The organism is Pseudoalteromonas luteoviolacea (genome assembly GCF_001750165.1).
In the GTDB taxonomy this organism is placed as follows: Bacteria; Pseudomonadota; Gammaproteobacteria; order Enterobacterales; family Alteromonadaceae; genus Pseudoalteromonas; species Pseudoalteromonas luteoviolacea_G.
In genome coordinates this window covers 689078-706333 of sequence record NZ_CP015411.1, presented here as the reverse complement: position 1 = coordinate 706333, position 17256 = coordinate 689078, and the positions used below count along the sequence as shown (strand labels likewise).

Annotated in this window: 19 protein-coding genes; 10 read left to right on the top strand and 9 right to left on the bottom strand. The window is 42.8% G+C overall.

Features of this window, described 5'->3' with window-relative positions; translation table 11 throughout:
• Positions 1-25: 25 nt before the first annotated feature.
• Positions 26-2209 carry a DUF6359 domain-containing protein gene (locus S4054249_RS02945; RefSeq protein ID WP_046356910.1) on the top strand — a complete coding sequence of 728 codons (2184 nt, stop codon included), beginning with the start codon at positions 26-28 and terminating at the stop codon, positions 2207-2209.
• A 75-nt stretch (positions 2210-2284) separates the two neighbouring features.
• Here the strand turns inward: S4054249_RS02945 and S4054249_RS02940 are convergent, their stop codons facing one another.
• The gene (locus tag S4054249_RS02940; RefSeq protein ID WP_046356911.1) at positions 2285-3649 is read right to left on the bottom strand and encodes a serine hydrolase domain-containing protein; all 1365 of its coding nucleotides are present in this window, start codon (positions 3647-3649) and stop codon (positions 2285-2287) included.
• Positions 3650-3803: 154 nt separating this feature from the next.
• Between S4054249_RS02940 and S4054249_RS02935 the strand changes: the two genes are divergently transcribed.
• Positions 3804-4247: a hypothetical protein gene (locus S4054249_RS02935; RefSeq protein ID WP_081333484.1), complete on the top strand. Its 444-nt coding sequence runs from the start codon at positions 3804-3806 to the stop codon at positions 4245-4247.
• Between the two features lie 102 nt (positions 4248-4349).
• Positions 4350-4751 carry an ExbD/TolR family protein gene (locus tag S4054249_RS02930; RefSeq protein ID WP_052961025.1) on the top strand — a complete coding sequence of 134 codons (402 nt, stop codon included), beginning with the start codon at positions 4350-4352 and terminating at the stop codon, positions 4749-4751.
• A 55-nt stretch (positions 4752-4806) separates the two neighbouring features.
• Here S4054249_RS02930 and S4054249_RS02925 read toward each other — a convergent pair whose 3' ends face one another.
• Entirely contained in the window at positions 4807-5376 is a 570-nt protein-coding gene (locus S4054249_RS02925) for a hypothetical protein (RefSeq protein ID WP_046356914.1), read from the bottom strand.
• A 257-nt stretch (positions 5377-5633) separates the two neighbouring features.
• Here S4054249_RS02925 and S4054249_RS02920 point away from each other — a divergent pair, with 257 nt between their 5' ends.
• Together S4054249_RS02920 and S4054249_RS02915 are read left to right on the top strand one after the other, a co-directional pair.
• Positions 5634-5864: a helix-turn-helix domain-containing protein gene (locus S4054249_RS02920; protein ID WP_046356915.1), complete on the top strand. Its 231-nt coding sequence runs from the start codon at positions 5634-5636 to the stop codon at positions 5862-5864.
• A 138-nt stretch (positions 5865-6002) separates the two neighbouring features.
• Positions 6003-6695 carry a tellurite resistance TerB family protein gene (locus S4054249_RS02915; protein ID WP_046356916.1) on the top strand — a complete coding sequence of 231 codons (693 nt, stop codon included), beginning with the start codon at positions 6003-6005 and terminating at the stop codon, positions 6693-6695.
• A gap of 73 nt (positions 6696-6768) precedes the next feature.
• Here S4054249_RS02915 and nth read toward each other — a convergent pair whose 3' ends face one another.
• The 3 genes from nth to S4054249_RS02900 all read right to left on the bottom strand — a co-directional run bounded on the left by nth (position 6769) and on the right by S4054249_RS02900 (position 8691).
• The gene (gene nth, locus S4054249_RS02910) at positions 6769-7437 is read right to left on the bottom strand and encodes an endonuclease III (RefSeq protein ID WP_046356917.1); all 669 of its coding nucleotides are present in this window, start codon (positions 7435-7437) and stop codon (positions 6769-6771) included.
• A 108-nt stretch (positions 7438-7545) separates the two neighbouring features.
• Positions 7546-8475 (bottom strand): sodium-dependent bicarbonate transport family permease, encoded by a 930-nt coding sequence (locus tag S4054249_RS02905; protein WP_046356918.1) that lies wholly within the window; start codon positions 8473-8475, stop codon positions 7546-7548.
• A 3-nt stretch (positions 8476-8478) separates the two neighbouring features.
• Positions 8479-8691 (bottom strand): hypothetical protein, encoded by a 213-nt coding sequence (locus S4054249_RS02900; RefSeq protein WP_046356919.1) that lies wholly within the window; start codon positions 8689-8691, stop codon positions 8479-8481.
• A gap of 112 nt (positions 8692-8803) precedes the next feature.
• On the opposite strand from S4054249_RS02900, the gene S4054249_RS02895 reads away from it, so the two are divergent.
• Positions 8804-9736 carry a LysR family transcriptional regulator gene (locus S4054249_RS02895; protein WP_046356920.1) on the top strand — a complete coding sequence of 311 codons (933 nt, stop codon included), beginning with the start codon at positions 8804-8806 and terminating at the stop codon, positions 9734-9736.
• Between the two features lie 93 nt (positions 9737-9829).
• Entirely contained in the window at positions 9830-10594 is a 765-nt protein-coding gene (locus S4054249_RS02890; RefSeq protein ID WP_046356921.1) for a spondin domain-containing protein, read from the top strand.
• A 28-nt stretch (positions 10595-10622) separates the two neighbouring features.
• On the opposite strand, the gene S4054249_RS02885 is transcribed toward S4054249_RS02890, so the two are convergent.
• Positions 10623-11546, bottom strand: a complete 924-nt coding sequence (locus S4054249_RS02885) for a LysR family transcriptional regulator (RefSeq protein WP_046356922.1) — start codon at positions 11544-11546, stop codon at positions 10623-10625.
• Positions 11547-11656: 110 nt separating this feature from the next.
• Between S4054249_RS02885 and chrA the strand changes: the two genes are divergently transcribed.
• Positions 11657-12802, top strand: a complete 1146-nt coding sequence (gene chrA, locus S4054249_RS02880; RefSeq protein WP_046356923.1) for a chromate efflux transporter — start codon at positions 11657-11659, stop codon at positions 12800-12802.
• A 220-nt stretch (positions 12803-13022) separates the two neighbouring features.
• Positions 13023-13319: a hypothetical protein gene (locus S4054249_RS02875; RefSeq protein WP_046356355.1), complete on the top strand. Its 297-nt coding sequence runs from the start codon at positions 13023-13025 to the stop codon at positions 13317-13319.
• 9 nt (positions 13320-13328) lie between these two features.
• On the opposite strand, the gene sdhD is transcribed toward S4054249_RS02875, so the two are convergent.
• The 3 genes from sdhD to S4054249_RS02860 all read right to left on the bottom strand — a co-directional run bounded on the left by sdhD (position 13329) and on the right by S4054249_RS02860 (position 15769).
• Complete coding sequence (gene sdhD, locus S4054249_RS02870; protein WP_046356354.1) at positions 13329-13667, bottom strand: succinate dehydrogenase, hydrophobic membrane anchor protein; 339 nt, start codon at positions 13665-13667, stop codon at positions 13329-13331.
• A complete protein-coding gene (sdhC, locus tag S4054249_RS02865) occupies positions 13658-14038 on the bottom strand; it encodes a succinate dehydrogenase, cytochrome b556 subunit (RefSeq protein WP_046356353.1) in 381 nt (126 codons plus the stop codon). Before sdhC ends, sdhD begins: the two co-directional genes overlap by 10 nt.
• A 174-nt stretch (positions 14039-14212) precedes the next feature.
• Complete coding sequence (locus S4054249_RS02860) at positions 14213-15769, bottom strand: AbgT family transporter (RefSeq protein WP_230851788.1); 1557 nt, start codon at positions 15767-15769, stop codon at positions 14213-14215.
• A 329-nt stretch (positions 15770-16098) separates the two neighbouring features.
• Between S4054249_RS02860 and S4054249_RS02855 the strand changes: the two genes are divergently transcribed.
• Entirely contained in the window at positions 16099-17202 is a 1104-nt protein-coding gene (locus S4054249_RS02855; RefSeq protein ID WP_052960983.1) for a hypothetical protein, read from the top strand.
• Positions 17203-17256: the final 54 nt, after the last annotated feature.

The window sequence follows — 17256 nt, the reverse complement described above, 5'->3', positions numbered from 1 at the left end:
AAACCAAACCAACGGGAATTGAAAAATGACTGTAAATAAACTGACCCTTTCGGTATTGCTCAGTGCAGGCCTTCTTGCGCATTCAAGCTTTACCATGGCCGCAGCCTATGACTGGAACAACACTGCACCAGTCAAAGTACCTAGTGCAGAAAATAACAACGGTAAAACCGTATACTTCGACGTATCTCATGGCGGTGTTGAAGGCAATGCTGACTGGGTTATCGATGGTGCGTTTTCAGATTTTGCCGATGCACTCGTTCAGCAAGGTTACACAGTAAAAGAGTACCGCGGCGTAGACTTAAATAATGATGGTCGTATTCGTTTTTTTGACGATCGTACGGGTAATCAAAACAACGAAGCCATCATTACTTATGATGCCATTAAAGACTCTGATGTCTTTGTGCTGGCTGAAACCAATAGACCATTTACACTGGCAGAACAAGCTGCACTTGAGCAGTTCGTTGCAAGTGGAAAAGGGATCTTTTTCGTTGCTGATCACTATGATGCTGACCGCAACCTCAATACATGGGATGCCACTGAAGTCTTCAATGGTTATAACCGTTCAGACTTGAGTAAATACAATATGGGTGGCGCTTATGGTGATTGGCGTAACCCAAAATCAGCCTACGCAGGCTGGTTAGTAGAAAACTTCGGGATCCGTTTTCGTTTCAATGGCGTGGACTACAAACAAGGTGTCAGTGGTGTAGAGCCGAGCTCGCAAACAGAAGGGATCACCCAAGGCGTTGAGCCAATTCTTATGGCCGCAGGCGCAACGCTCGCCATTGTCGATCCGCAAAAAGCCAAAGGCTTAGTTTACTTTTCAGAGACCGATACCCCAGTGAAGTGGCGACATGCCAAAGATGACGGCTTATATTTTGGTGGCAAAGCTGAAGGACCTTATGTCGCGATTGCAAAATCAGGTGCAGGTAAAGCTGCATTTATCGGCGATTCATCACCAATCGAAGATGCCTCGCCTAAGTATCGCCGCCAAGACAGTGGCAGTACCAAAAAAACCTACCCTGGATGGACAGACCCTGGCCATGCCTCAGTACTTGCAGTCAACATCATAAACTGGCTTGCCACACCAGAGAGCTACCAATACTTTGATGGACAAAATGGCCATACGAGTGGTTTTGCGACACCGACCCCAATGGATACACAAGAAATGTCCGATCCAAATAACGGACAACCTTGGGGCACGCCAGCAAATGGCTTTAACCCTTGGGATACAGATACTTATAAAAAAAACTCATTTAATGCCCCTTACGGCGATGGTCAAACCAACCCAGATCCAGACCCTGATCCAACGCCAACACCCGGTGATACAGTGTCAGTCAGTGATGCACTGGCTGCTGCACAAAACACCCCATTGGTTGTTATTGGTAAAGTCACTAATGCCATCAACGGCGTTTATGGTCTAGAGCTAAGCGACCTTAATAATCCATCGACTCACATTTATGTGAAGTTGGAAAGCAGTCAAAGAGCTAACTTTAATCCACAGCTAAACCCTGCGATTTTAAATCAAAACATCATCGTGACAGGTAAGCGCAATAGTTACATGGGCGCGCCGGGTATTCGCTATGTCACAGAATTACAGATTGCACCGTCTTTCATGTCCGTTGAGCAAGCTTTGGCAACTGCACAAGGTGAATCGCTTGAACTGACTGGGCGCGTAAAGTCTGGGTTAAACAATATCTATGCACTGATTTTGGAAGATCTGAACGACCCAGGTTTTACCATTAATATTAAGCTTGAAAGCAGTCAACGTGCAGAGTTTAGTCCAGTACTGAACCCGGATATTCTTAATGCAACACTTGTGATCAAAGGCGTACGCGATAGTTACATGAGCCAACCGGGTGTACGTCAAGTAACCAGTATTACTCAAGCATCAAACGACAACGGCGGTCACCCTGACCAAGGTAATGACCTGTCAGTATCTGATGTGCTCGCAATGAGTAATGGTCAGCCAATTGTCGTATCAGGCACCATCACGGCTGCTATCAACAATAAATACGCATTGGAATTAAGCGATCCGAGTAACAATGGCAACAAGTTATATATCAAGCTGGAGTCATCTCAGCGTGATACATTTAGTCCATTATTGAACCCGCAGCTTATTGGCAAAAGTTTAAGAGTTGAGGGCATTAAGAATGACTATATGAGCCATCCAGGCGTACGCAGTGTCAGTAAGTTAACACTGTTAAATTAATCATCCGATTGATATGCAAAAGGCCATCCCAGCCTTTTGCATCACTGATATTAACAAAAGAATTAATCACATTGCCTAGTGCTTAGTACCGGCATGCGGTGTTGAAGAAAAATTGATGTACTCATTTAGTATCAACTGCCCTTCATTATCACTAAATTTTATATACACATTATTGTCTTCAAAAAAGAAACTATTTGGAGACATCGCGACCAACTCTTGATAATTTTCATCACCGCGATGGAAATACAAGCCGCCTTGATAATATACGACGCTATACATTGCGCCACTTTGCATTACGTACTGCCCTTCAAATGCTTTTAATTGTGCATCATCTAACGTCACTTCTTTAAAACTAGGCATCTCGATATCTAGTGCTTTTGCAGCTAAGCGCTGACTCAGTAACTGTGGATTAATATCGGTATTATTAGTGAGCACCGCCACATAGACTGATTGCTCAGGAACATAAAGCGCATCAGATACAAAGCCATTAATGCCCCCGCTGTGTGTGATCACTTGGTAACCACCTAATGTTGATACCGCTATCCCATATCCATAAGTCGAAATTCGACCATCATTTAATGTCACAGGCGCCAACATTTGCTGATAACTTTCTTTAGAGATCAGTTGCTCATTTGCAAGCGCATGATACCAAGTGTTCAAATCAAACACATTGGATGACAACGCACCTGCTGCATGCGGCCAAGCAGTATCAATATGGATGGTATTCACATAGCCATCCGCTGACAGATCATAACCGGAAACATGATGCTTGATGATCTGTCTTCCTGCATAGTGGCTGTTTTTCATCCCTAGCTTTTGGAAAATATGTTCGCCAATAAACTCGGCATATGACTGGCCGCTCGCCACCTCGATAATTTTACCCAGCAGCACATAACCCGTATTTGAGTATGCCATGTTATCTCCTGGTTGAAACTTCATCGGGTGCTGTGCAAGCCGAGTAAGGATTTCATCCAAGGTAGCTGGTGCCGTGGCTTCTTTGAGCATTAATTCATGATCTTCAGTGTAATTTGCTATCCCTGAGGTGTGGGTTAGCAAATGCTCTATAGTCACAACATTTCCCTCGGTGGGAAAATCTGGCACATATTTGTGAATGTCATCATGCACAGATAACTTGCCGCGTTCATGTAAAATCATAATGGCCGCTGCGGTAAATTGCTTGGTGATAGAACCAATTTTAAATACACTTTTTGCTTTTAATGGCACATTTAACTCTAAATTAGCGCGTCCGATGGCCTTTTTAAACAGTACTTCACCCTCTTGGCTGACAAGCACTGCAGCGCCAGGTTCGTTTTTATTCAACTCACTGCGCATTACCTTTAGGTACTCTTTTTTTGGCGTATCTACATCTCGCGCTATCACATCTGTCGTCACTAAAGAAAAAGTAGTGGCGAGTACGGTAACGATTATGGAAAGTTTCATCTTGCTGTCCTTGTGGTTTGATAAGTCACAGCTATTCAAACACTGAACACATGAAAAAACTGTCTTATAAATGTACAAATCTGTGGCAAAATTTATAAAATTGTCTCGTTAAAAACTGGCATCAATCCTGCTGACTTTTTGTACACAAAAGCAAATGGACACGCAAATCATGATTGTTAACGCGAATAAAAACCTCTCCTACCCAACGTATAGCGCTCCATCAACACCAATAAAAACCACGGCAACTTCCACTAAAACACACTCGACACAAGTGCAACTCAGCGACCATGCTCACGCCGCGGATGCAAAGTGGCAATCTATTGCCAATCAATATGATGTACACAATATTTCAGACGCTGAGTCCAGCCATATGTCTCGTGAATTATTTGATGCGGGTTTTATCAATACCACACAAATGATGATACTGATGGCCCCGACCTCTATGAATGAGTCCCCACTGAAAAAGCATGACATGCTCAATGATATGAAGCACACTTTTAAGCTATCAAATGCACTGGGCGGCCATAGCCACACATCAAAAAACGCTTACATAAGTGCCCTCAATATTCTGGAGCATCTCAATACATCAAGAACATAATCCCAGACGTATCGCACATAATTATTTTGTAATTTCACCCCTTTTTGGGCGCGGTGACGTTTTACTTACAACGACTAGGATATTTAATGATGTAAGGTGACAATGATGAAGAAAAAATATCAACCCTCAGCACCCTCTCACACTGATGTAGACATGAACCCCATGCTCGACATTGTATTTATTTTACTTATCTTTTTTATCGTGACCGCCAGTTTTCAAAAAGCCCATGTGCTTGATATTAATAAGCCGTCAAAATCAAATCAGGCTTTAAACCAATCCGTTGTACCACAGTTTTTTATTGATAACCAAAACCGCATCTTTTTAAATCAAAGGCCAATTGAAGTTGATGCTATCGCAGTGAATATTGCTCGGCTTGCGGCACAAGGAGAGATCACATCTATCAGTTTGAAGGCCCATGAGCAAAGTGAGCACAATACCTTGGTGAGAGTATTAAATGCGATAAAATCGCAGACATCTACGCCAGTGTCTCTGGCTAGCTCTTAAATTAGATAGAAAAATGGCCAAAGTGTCGCATCACCTAACACCTTGGCCGTGCAAATTAAGGGTTGATATGGTGCAGTTGTGTATCAACCAATTTACCTTCAAAGTTACGATGTGCATCGATGCGTGCGAAGAAAGCTTGTGCATTTGGCGTTACAGGAATAACGACTGAATAGAACGCAAAGTTTAGCCCCGCCACGACTTGCTGCTGTGCTGCCAAAATCTTGTAGCTCACGCCGACTAGCGACTCAATTTGCTCAGCAGCGTTTTTCTCAGCTTCGGTGAAGTTTTCACGCAGAGCTACTGAGTCAAATGAACCAATCGGTGGCACTAAAACAGGCTCACTGAAGGTGCGATCTGATAATTGTGTGAAATGCTCACCCTGCTGATTTACAACAATCAGTTCTAAGCGATTTACTTTCGGCACATTTGGGGCAACTACAGGTGAAACAAAGCAGTAAAATGCAAAGTTTTTACCATTAACAACTTGAGATTGAGCTGCTAGCGGCTTGATCTCCACACCATCACGTTTGTTGATGTGCTCAAATGCATTGATGTACTCTTTATCAAAATCTTGTGCCAAAACGATTGGACCAAAACCACCTAAAATACGATTTGCGTCAGACATTGTTTTATCCTTGTATGTCATGGATGAATGGATACTCCAGTCAATGGAGCAACTTTAGATGCGACCTAGTCTAGGCGCTTCGAGGCAGTTTGTTGGTATCAGTTTAGTATCACTTTGGTATCAGATAAAAAGCGTAAATTTCCCGTAACTTTTGCGTCTATTGTGTACACTAAAACGCACACTGCTACTACGCATGATAATTAGCGAAAACCCGCGCTCGTTGCTAGGCTTTATTTCCCTACTCAAGGAGTCTAATTATGGATGGCAGAGTGAAGCTGGATTGTAAAATTCTTAAGCAACTGAGACGTAATATGGGACTAAGCCAAGAGAAACTGGCTTGCGCCTGCCAAGAGCAAGCATTATGTGTCTCTATTGCAACGCTTAAACGCGCTGAATGCGGCTGTAAGGTATACCATAGAACAGCCAGAGAGCTGGCTCGTTTTTATCAAATCCCAGTCAAAGATTTGTTATTTGAACAGACAGGCTAATCCTAATTACTTTTCCTTTTCAACGACTAAGCGTAAAACAACTTACTGCACCTGCTGAATCGATTTGTAACAAAATTCTTATTCTCAATCTTCTCACTTTCCCCTAATCTAGGCTTAGTAAAGCAAATGGAGAACGCGATGAAAGAATTGCAAAAACTGGTCAGTGGTTTAAATAAATCAGGCGCACTCAGCGGCTTTTTAGGCGGCATAGCTGGCGGTGGGGCCACCAGCTTACTCGGCGGTAAAAAAGGCAAAAAGACGGGGAAAAAAGCTGTCAAATACGGTGCCCTAGCTGCGGTAGGAGGACTCGCATGGAAAGCCTATAAACAATATAGTGAGCAAAACCAAGCAGCGGCTCAGCAGCGTGACAGCGACGCTTTTGATAAAGCCATGGCGACGCGTACACCGCCTCAGCGTAGCTTTGATTTTCAGCCTGCCAGCATGCCTCAACAAAGCTTCGAACAAGTCGTAGAAGACGACAGTGGTTCAGGGCAGCTGCTCATTATGCGCGCTATGATCGCTGCCGCCTATGCAGATGGACATATAGACGAAACGGAACGACAAAAGATATTCGCTCAAGTCGAAACGATGACGCTCAGCGTGCACGAAAAGGCGATGTTATTTGACGAGTTAAGGCGCCCATTAAGCCTAACAGAGCTAGTACAAGCTGTGCCTAATGCGCAAACTGGTATTGAAGTCTATGCAGCCAGCGCCAGTGCCATCGACCTGCATCAAACGGTTTCACAACAATATTTGCAAACTCTGGCTCGCCAGCTTTGTATACCAAAAGAGTTAGTACATTCTATCCATCAACAACTTGCTGAGCTTTGATCAACCTGTGTATTGTTTAACTTTTTCGCGGTGCGTGCTTTAGTCCAAGCACGCAAACCATCACTGAAAAAAATTAAGGCTTTTTAACCACCTTAGGTCGCTTGCGATTGGGGTAGCAAGTCGTGCACATGGGACACACCGTGCCGTCGCACCCCCTTGCGGTACAAAATTCACGACCATAATAAATAAACTGCAAATGCAGGTCATTCCAACACTCTTTTGGGAAAAGACGTTTTAGATCTTTCTCTGTTTGCGCGACGTTTTTACCATTGGTCAAGCCCCAACGCTGAGCCAAACGATGAATATGGGTATCAACTGGGAAAGCGGGCACATCAAATGCCTGTGCCATCACTACCCCCGCCGTTTTATGTCCAACACCCGGTAGCGTTTCTAATGCATCCATGTCCTCAGGCACAATCCCGTCATAGTCTGCCACTAGAATTTCCGACAGTTTTTTAATGGCTTTTGATTTTTGCGGTGATAAACCACACGGCCGGATGATCTGCTTAATATCTTCAACCGATTGCTTGGCCATGTCGAAAGGATTATCAGCTAACTTCCAAAGTGATGGCGTCACCTGATTTACGCGCTCATCAGTACATTGCGCTGAGAGCAGAACTGCAATTAATAAGGTGTAAGGGTCTTTATGGTCAAGAGGAATTGGAGGTTTTGGGTAGCGAGCTTGTAAATCCGCCAAAATATACGCTACACGTTCCGCTTTGAGTAAGTTTTTTTCAGGCACTAGTATTAACCTAATCTACTTTTTAATTGCTATGCGCTTAATTTACACTGACGCCGTCATGGCGTCAGCAGAAAACCGTGAATTTATTATACCTCACTGCACGAAACGCTACGCAGCTAAATACTGGCCCAAGGCAATGAAGAAAGGCACACCCAATAACACATTAAACGGGAAGGTAATACCGAGCGATGCGGTGATTGACATACCCGCGTTGGCTTCAGGTAAACTTTCTTTCATCGCTGCAGGGACCGCAATATACGAGGCGCTTGCTCCCAATACAGCCATCAGCGCAATGCCACCTGCGCTGAGATTTAAGAGCATACCTAAACCAGTGCCCGCCAATCCACCAAGCATCGGCATCAATACCGCAAAACTAATTAAAAACAAACTGTTCTTTTTCAATGCACCTAATTGCTCTCCAGCCACCAAGCCCATTTTTAAAAGGAAAAGAGCCAACACACCTGAAAATAACTCGACAAAGAATGGCGTCAATTTTTGCACGCTCTCGCCTCCAGCAAACCCAATCGCCAAGCTACCCACCATGAGCAGAATACTTTGGTTTGCCACCAGCTCTTTTTTGATAAAGGCACGGTTTATAACCTTTAGATTGCCTTTTGCGAGTACTAAACCAACCAAAATAGCGGGCATTTCTAGTAACACCACAAACAAAGGGAAATACGCTTCATAGGCAATATTACCAGCCTCTAGCAAAGCCACTGCAACGGCATAAGTTGCGACGCTTACAGAGCCATAATGCGCCGCAATGGCGCCAGCATTGATTTTATCCAGTTGACCAAAGTAACGTAGTATCGGATAGGCTACTAAGGGCAGTAACAACCCAAAGGCGACCACCGCGAGAGACATGGTGAGCAGTGCAGGATCCACATGCTGCTGCAAAGCGATGCCACCCTTTAGGCCAATAGCGACCATTAAAAATAGACTGAGCGTTTTGTACAAGCCATCAGGAAATGGGATTTTAGCCCCTAATAATTGGGCGGCTATCCCAAGCAGAAAAAAAGCAACGACCGCATCAATCATGACCTATTTTGCCTCTTTTAACTGGCAAGAAGATGCACTCATTGGCGTGTGAGTTTCTCCTGAAGGTTTTATCAAACTGACGATTGAAAAAGTGAAAATAGATAAAGCCAGCAAAATAAAGCCTGTGCCACTATGACTAAGTAAACTGCTCAAATATGAAAACGCCAACAGACTTAAGCACGTTATCAAAGGTAATGCCAAACTTTTAAATGTCATAACTCTCTCCTCTGTATTTTTGAGGATTTTACAAAAGTCTAAATATAGATAAAAATAGATAGTAACTAAGATAATCATAGATAAAAATCTAATATAAGGATTTAGTTGTAATATGGCTTCACGATTACACGCCCATATCGGTACGTTTAGACAGCTAGAAATTCTCTTAGCACTACATCAAGGTGGGAGTGTCAAAGCGGCCTCCGAAAAGCTATTTTTAACTCAGCCAACAGTATCCATGCAGTTAAAAAAGCTAGCGGAAGCAATTGGTTTGCCCTTATATGAACAAGTCGGAAAGCAACTTAAATTTACCGATGCAGGCCTTGCAACTGTTGCCACCGCTAAGAAAATATTGCAAAGTTGCGAAGAGTTAGATATGCATTTATCAAATCTAAGAGGACTCAAGTCAGGGACGTTAAGGCTATCCAGTGTCACTACGGCAAAATATTTCATTCCTCATTTACTGGGGCCTTTTTGTGAGCGCTATCCAGGCATTGATATCCAATTTACCGTGGCTAACAGACAACAAGTAATAGAGCGCCTAGAGCAAGGCTTAGATGATTTTTATGTCTTTAGTCACCTCCCTGAAGGACTCGATTTAGAAGTCATTGAATTTATGTCCAATGACCTGGTTGCCATTGCCCCAGCCTCACACCCATTTAGTCAGCAAGAAAAAGTGTCATTAGAAGCGTTTTGCCAAGAGGACTTTCTCATTCGAGAGTCTGGATCCGGAACCCGCTATGCCACAGAAGCCTTTTTCAAAAATCAAGCTGTGACGCCAAATATAAAAATGACCATTGCCAGCAATGAAGCCATTATTCACTCGGTATTATCACGCCTAGGGGTCTCAATTTTATCTTCTCATACCCTCGCGTTTGGCGAGATCCATGATGTCAATGTCATCAATGTCGAATCACTCCCCATTCGCTCCAAATGGTCGTTTTCATGGACAAAGCGCAAAACGCTTTCTCCCATTGCCAGTGTTTTTTTAACCTATGTAGAAACTGAAGGTCGAGAAATCATGCAAAGTGCAATTAGAATATAAAATGCTCAAAAAAAACACACATGAGTGAAAGTTAATGCTAGGAGTTCAGGTCTTTTGAAAGAATAGTAATTTTAACCGCTTGAGGGGTCGACTATGGCATACTCGCTTAAATTTGCACCACTGTTTATGGTTTTAGGGTTAACGGCATGTGGAGGGAGCAGCAGCTCATCACCGACAAACACCAACAATACGACGGCGGAGAGTACACCGGCGACCTCAACAACAAATACCTCAACTTCTCAGCCAGCTGCTACTTCGGTGACCTATGAACTAAAATTTACTCATACGTGGGAACGCAGTAATTTTCCAACCAATTTCCCTAGTGGAACGCACTTCTCGCCTATGATTGGATTAACACACAATGATCAAGGACGTATTTTTCAGCGCGATACCACAGCCAGCGCAGGCATCATCAGCATGGCTGAAACAGGAGCGAAAACGCTGCTTAGAAACGAAATAAGTGATATACAAAACCTTGGCAACTCGAGCTACCTAATTGATGAAGCGGGGATCCCACATGGCAGTAAAAGTGTCACTTTAACCTTTGAGGCGAGCCAAACCTTTGCACACTTGAGCATTGTGTCTATGGTCGCACCTAGTCCAGATTGGTTTATTGGCATAGATAGCCTACTCCTGTTTGAAGATAACCAGTGGATAGATGAACAAACTATTCAACTTAAAGTATATGATGCTGGTAGTGATAGTGGTGTCACTTTCAGTGCTGCAGATTCAACCACAGATCCACAAAGCTCAATATCACTGCTTAGCAGCGCACGCAGCGATACTGATTTTAACGATGGTGTGCACTATACCAGTGGTGAAAGCATTGGCTTTATCACTATAAAGCTTATGCAATAGCCGCTTAGACCGTCACTGTCTGTGGCGGTCAACAACTTTTGGTCATTAAAGACCTTAATAATGCCCTAAGCCAAGTATTTTTATCATCACTTGTTTTACGCTGGAACCACAATAAGGATATATCAAAGTCAGGTACAATTATCGGTGGCTCAAAATAGCCTAACTGTCTATTTTGACATGCGACATCGGCCATTCTTTTAGGCACAATGGCGATCAGCTGACGACCTATGAGTAAACTTTGAATGGTCATGAAGTTGCGTGTTGCCACCGTCACCTTACGGTTTAACCCTTCGGCTTGTAATGTGTCATCAACGCCTGTGGCTAAACGGCCATCGGGGCTCACTAACGCATGCTCAATGTTGGCAAATTCATACTTTGACAAACCGTGATCAAATGCAATGCAGTGCGGATCTGCAATACAAACATGCCTTTCCGTGTATAGATAATGGGATTGAAAAGCAGGGTCTGGCGTTGCAATACTGCCTATCACAATATCGAGCTTTTCTTGTTCGGCGAGAACGACATAATTACTGCGATTAACATTAACAAAGCTCACCTGCGCTTTTGGCGCTTGCTGTCGTATCGCATCAAAAATCGCAGGCGCAAAAATAAACTCGGCATAATCCGTCAGTCCAATGCGGCAAATCCCCTCGTACTCGGCCGGATCAAAAGGTGCACTCGTGAGAATGTCATTGCTAACGCAATCGAGCAGTTTTGTAATAGTGGGCGCTAATTGGTGAGCACGTTCAGTGGCAACCATTTTATGCCCTTTGCGCTCAAATAAACCATCGTCAAATAATGCGCGCAAGCGCGATAAACTATGGCTCATTGCAGACTGACTCACATAGCTTTTTTCAGCCGCAACACTCACACTTTGATAACGATATAAATATGCGAAAGCCACTAACAAATTTAAATCAATATTACGCCACTGCACATCCGTAAAGCTCATCTCAATCCCATTTTATTCATACTTACAATCAATACTATTAATTTGATTAATTATAATGCTTTTTTTAACCTAGTGACATTATCAACACTGCATCCAATACGGTGCCAACCATGCTCACCATATTTAAACTTTTTTTCATGCTCGGCTGGGTCAGCTTCGGCGGGCCAGCAGCACACGTAGGCTACTTTAGACAGACATTTGTTGAAAAGCTCAAGTGGCTTGATGATCATGAGTATGGTCAAATTGTCGCACTGAGCCAATTCTTGCCTGGACCAGGTTCGAGCCAAGTTGGTTTCGCACTTGGCTATAAACGCGGGGGTCTCGGCGGCGCAGTCGCAGCCTTTTTAGGATTCACATTACCATCAATTTTAATCATGATTGGTCTGGCTGTTGTGGCAAGTCAAATAACACAACATGATGTGTTTCAAAGTATCGTGCATGGATTGAAGTTATTGGCTGTCGTAGTGGTAGCTGATGCGGCTTGGGGCATGTACAAAAACTTTTGTAAAAATATCTTAACCAACAGCTTATGCCTAATGACCGCCGTGGCATTACTCGTCGCCCCTAGTATCTTGATGCAAATTGCCATTTTAGCCATAGCCGCTGTCATTGGAGCGCAATTTTTAAAAAGCGCACCGACTGAGCAAACTGGCGTCACGTTTAAACCTAGCTATGTACCGTTATGTTTATTTTTCGTTCTATTAGTAGGACTGCCTTTTGTTGCACACATTTTGCCGTCAGTTGCTTTATTTAATGACTTCTACCAAGCCGGCAGCCTCGTCTTTGGTGGCGGCCATGTTGTTCTACCTCTTTTGCAAAATATCGTCGGCGATCAACTTAGCCAAGACGCCTTTTTAACTGGATATGCAGCAGCACAGGCAGTACCTGGCCCAATGTTTACTTTTGCCACTTATATTGGTTATGAGCTGCTCCCTAGCAATCCAATAATGGGCTCACTCATTGCAACGCTTGCCGTCTTTCTTCCAGGCTTTTTATTGCTCTTAGCGGTGCTAAAAAACTGGCAAACACTTGCACAAAAGCCGCGTATTGCCGGTGCACTCACTGGCGTTAACGCCGCAGTTGTGGGCTTATTAGTGGCAGCACTTTATCAACCTGTATTTATTAGCGCGGTCTTTACACCCATCGATATTGCATTGGTGCTAGTGGGCTTTTTCTTATTAAAACAAATCAAACTGCCTATTATTTGGCTGGTATCCACTTTTATGCTCGCAGGTATCGTAGTAGGTCTAGTTTAAAGACATTCAGTCTCTTTTACATTGCAAACACGGAAGTTCGCAATGCAAACTCTCCAAGGCAGAGTGCTTTTGGGCTCTTTTTTCAATACAAACACCTGCCAAGCTCATCATGTCATTCATCACACAACCACCTAGGCAAATATATCTACTGAAAGGGTTTAAATTAAGCTGCAATACGCGTAGACTTGAATGATAACAATTATCATTCAAGTCTACGCGTATGATTCAAGATTTTGCTACTCGAACTTGCCCATGTTGCAACAAGCCACTCAAGCTCAGTGATAGAATTGCGTTGCTTAATCGCGAGCCATTGACGTGTAAGTTCTGTGCTAAACCACTGAAGCCCAATTCTAGCATCATGCTTATCAATGTGTTTTGGCTCAGCACCTGTGTATCAGGATTGATAAAAACCCATACCGAACTCAATTATTTATGGGCATTATGCGCAGCCTTATTGGCTGTCAGTGTGGTATTGCCTGCGCTAGATTTGCTCTTCTCCTTAGAAGAAGAGCAATAAACAAACCAGTTAAAGCCAAAGCAACTTAACACCTGAAAGGATAATGGTGATACTTAGAATGACACAAAGCGCATTAAATAGCTTATTCACGCCCGCACTTTTCACGTAGTCACCGGCTATTTGCCACCCAGCTAACATGCCATTCAACGCGAAAATAACGATACATAAAGTACTTACACCTTTAAACCAAGTTGGCTCAAAAAAGTGCATCAAACTTTGATAATCGGTCACAGGCTGGTTCACTAATAGACCGACTAACATCAATGTATACAGTACAATTAAAGCATTGCTAACGCGCTGTAAAACCCACTGTTTAGTACCTGATCGAGCAATCCCACTTATAGCCATATCAACGCTCCAATCACAATACTCAACACAATACCCAGACCAATGGCAACACGTGATATCATGCAACCACTCGCCAACTCTTCAAAATAACCAAACTCTTGGATTATGTGCTTCACAGTACCCAAACAGTAATAACCTAATGCCGTTAATAACCCCCACACAATAAACTGCGCAAGGAAATTCTCAGTAAACAAGGTTGATAACGTAGTGAAGTGTTCTTGTGATTGAATTGCAAAAATTAACAGTGGTAATAAAGCAACTAAAGCAGCCCACACAATAACGCCACTGACGCGATGCAAAATAGACGCATAGGCGGTTATTGGTAACGCCATTGTCTGGATAGCCAGATTAGTTGGCCGTTCTTTTCTCATATCTAATACCTAAACTTAAACATAAATAAATGCTAACGCAAATCATTACCACTTACAAATTTTGATTAATTAATATCTCATGACAAATTGATAGTAGGTTGACAAATTAAGCCACTCTAAACAGAAAAACCAGTATAGTTACCTAGCACCTACACTGGTTTTAGAAATGATGGTTCAGAATCCAAGCGGAATGTTAAACGCAAAGAATCCAACCAATAGAGATGTCCAAAACAGTAAAAATGCCACTGAATAAGGGACCATCATCATGATCACATCACCAAAGCTTAAATCTGGCTTGTATTTACGCATAAACGCTAAAATCACACCCGCGTAGGTCATCATCGGCGTAATAATATTAGTCGAAGAATCTGCAACACGGTATGCTGCTGCAACCAGATCGGGTGTCATCGCAGGGTTAACTTGATATAACATCGGTACAAAGATTGGTCCAAGTAACATCCACTTAGACGTTAAGCCACCGACAAACAGGTTAATCAAACCCGTGGTGATCACAAAACCTATGATCAACAGGATTGGGAACTCTTGCAAACCAAGTGCAGATAAGCCGCTTGCACCTATATAAGTAATATAAGTACCTAGACCTGAGTAACCTAAGATACCCAAAAAGTTATAACAGAAGAAGGTCAGTACCAAGATGTAACCCATGGTGTTCATTTGTGCGATCATCGCTTGCACAACATCCATTAAACTCTTAAATTTCCCTGTAGCGACACCAAACGCTGCACCAACAATAGTAAACACTAAAGTGATTAATAAAATGACGTTGTTTAAATAAGGGGTAACGACTTTTCCCGCCGCATTTTCGTATGGCGCCAGAGGCCCTAGAGCAAGTGCAACCACAAGTCCTAACGATAATAATAAACCCCAAGATGCCGCTTTTAGACCTTTTTTCTCTTCTTCAGTCACGGCAAAATTTGATAAATCCATCCCTTCAGGTAGTTCATAAGGGACATTTTTAAACCTTGGCTCAACAAACTTTTTCGTAACCCACGCACCTATGCCAACCAACATAAACGTAGACACAAAAATGAAATAATAATGCATCGTCGCAGGCGTTAAAGCTTCACCCGTCGACGACTCAAACGGCACCCCTTGAGACTCAGCAAATATTTGTGCATTTAAACCGATTATCACATCTACAGGCGTTGCTGGGATCAAGTTAGCACTAAAACCAGCTGACACGCCGGCAAATGCCGCCGCCATCCCTATCAATGGGTTTTTGCCCAACCCTGCATATAGTAGGCCTGCCAACGGAATTAAAATTAAGTATCCCGCATCAGTGGCAATGGAGCTCATGATCCCCAAGAAAATCAAAGCGGGTGCTAAATAAGTGTCTTTTAAACGCGTACCTAGTTTTTTGATAATCGCATTAAACAGCCCAGAGCTTTCTGCAACCCCCACGCCCAGCATAACAATTAGGATCACACCTAAAATACCGTTACCAAAGCCCAGCCAATTTTGCAGTAATGCATTATCAAAAAACCAAACAACATTTTCAGCGTCGGTCATATTTTTAATGGTATGTGTGATTGGACTCCCATCAGCACCTTGGGTTTCGAATGTTAACCCACCGATCAAAGCCGTCAGCGCAAACGCCCCAACAATAAACCACATAAAAATAATAATGGGGTCTGGAATTTTTTTACCTGCTTTTTCAATGAATGAGATCACCCCACCACCATTCATTTTTGCTGTATCAGTAGCCGACACTTAACCTCCTTAGTATTAAAAAAATTTACAATAAACTGTACTTTTGCAAGGTACAAAGGCGGTATTCTAATCAATTTTTACTCAATTGAGAAAATTTTTAGTTAAATAGAGCCGAGTTCAACTTAAATTCCCCCCTCAAATAAAACTTATTTTTCGAACAAAAAACCTCAATTTTAAAATCTTTCTATCAATATCAGTCCATTAAATTATAAAAATCATCTTCTAACCCCACCCAACTTAAGTAACGCCAATACGCCTTAAAAAAACAAGATATTTACAAGTGTTTCAATAAGTGATGTGATAAAAAATGAACAAATAAGGAAATCAATATGAAGACAATTAAAACAATATCTGTGCTCTCTTTGCTCGCAGCTTGCTTTCAAGCCAGCGCAAATGAAGCGCCAAATTTCTCATTCCCAGGTGACTGGCTGGGAGAATATCCGAAGATGGTTTACTTCACACCCGCTTATAATGCTGGCTATTGGAACACGGGTAACAATCATCAGTTCTACAATAATTGCTACAATTACGCAGCCAACCGAACCTCTCCGACTAACGCAAAATCACAGCCAGGGTTCGCAAGTGGCCACTTAGGATTTAGATCTGATAACGGAAGATCCTGTTATGGGGTCATACAAGGCGCTAAAAGTGACGGCTTTGTGGAAGTTCCTCGCTCACAATGGGCGAGTAAAAAAGCAGACACCACAGGTGATAAAACACTCATGGCATTAGTACTCGCGCCACAGAGAGACTACCATTGGTATCGCCGAGACAGTCAAGGAAAATGGTCCCATAAACCAGGTAGCACTGCAGCCACGAATTTAGATAATTCGGGCAATATTATTCACGATCCACAGTCAGCCAACCGTGGGATTTATGACACTTTTTGCGGGTATTTTGAGGGACAATCTCAATACCTTATGCACAGACCTGAAATATTTATCACACAAAATAGGGGCAATATTCGGGTAACCGGTGTTGTACCATCCAGATCTAGCCTTTCTGATAACATACAAAGTCTAGACCAGCCACAATCCACGGTCACTTTGTTGAAATACTCCGGGCGTGAAAACCCTTCGCTCCCAATCTCTCAACTGAACGACTACTTAAAACATCGCTTATCTGAAGTTGCGGCCTTACAAAACACCTCCATTATTCGTAAAGAAGTATCTCTCGCAGGTGAACCATTGTTGCCGGGGAAGTTGGGGTATTCAGGCATATTAATCAATGATACTGAAGGGGTTTATTTCAAACCAGGTGATAAAGTACTGATTAGTAACGAGCAAATAAAAATACTGAGTAAACTTAACACACAGACAAATTCACATATAACATCGACACAAGGTTCAGATAAAACATCTGGATTTACCAAGTCTTCGCTACTGGATATCTCATTAGAGCAAGACCTCAAAGACTTTATTGAGACCAAATAATCATAGGATGAGGGTGGCTTCGCTCCCCTCATCAATACACACCGAACAAAACTA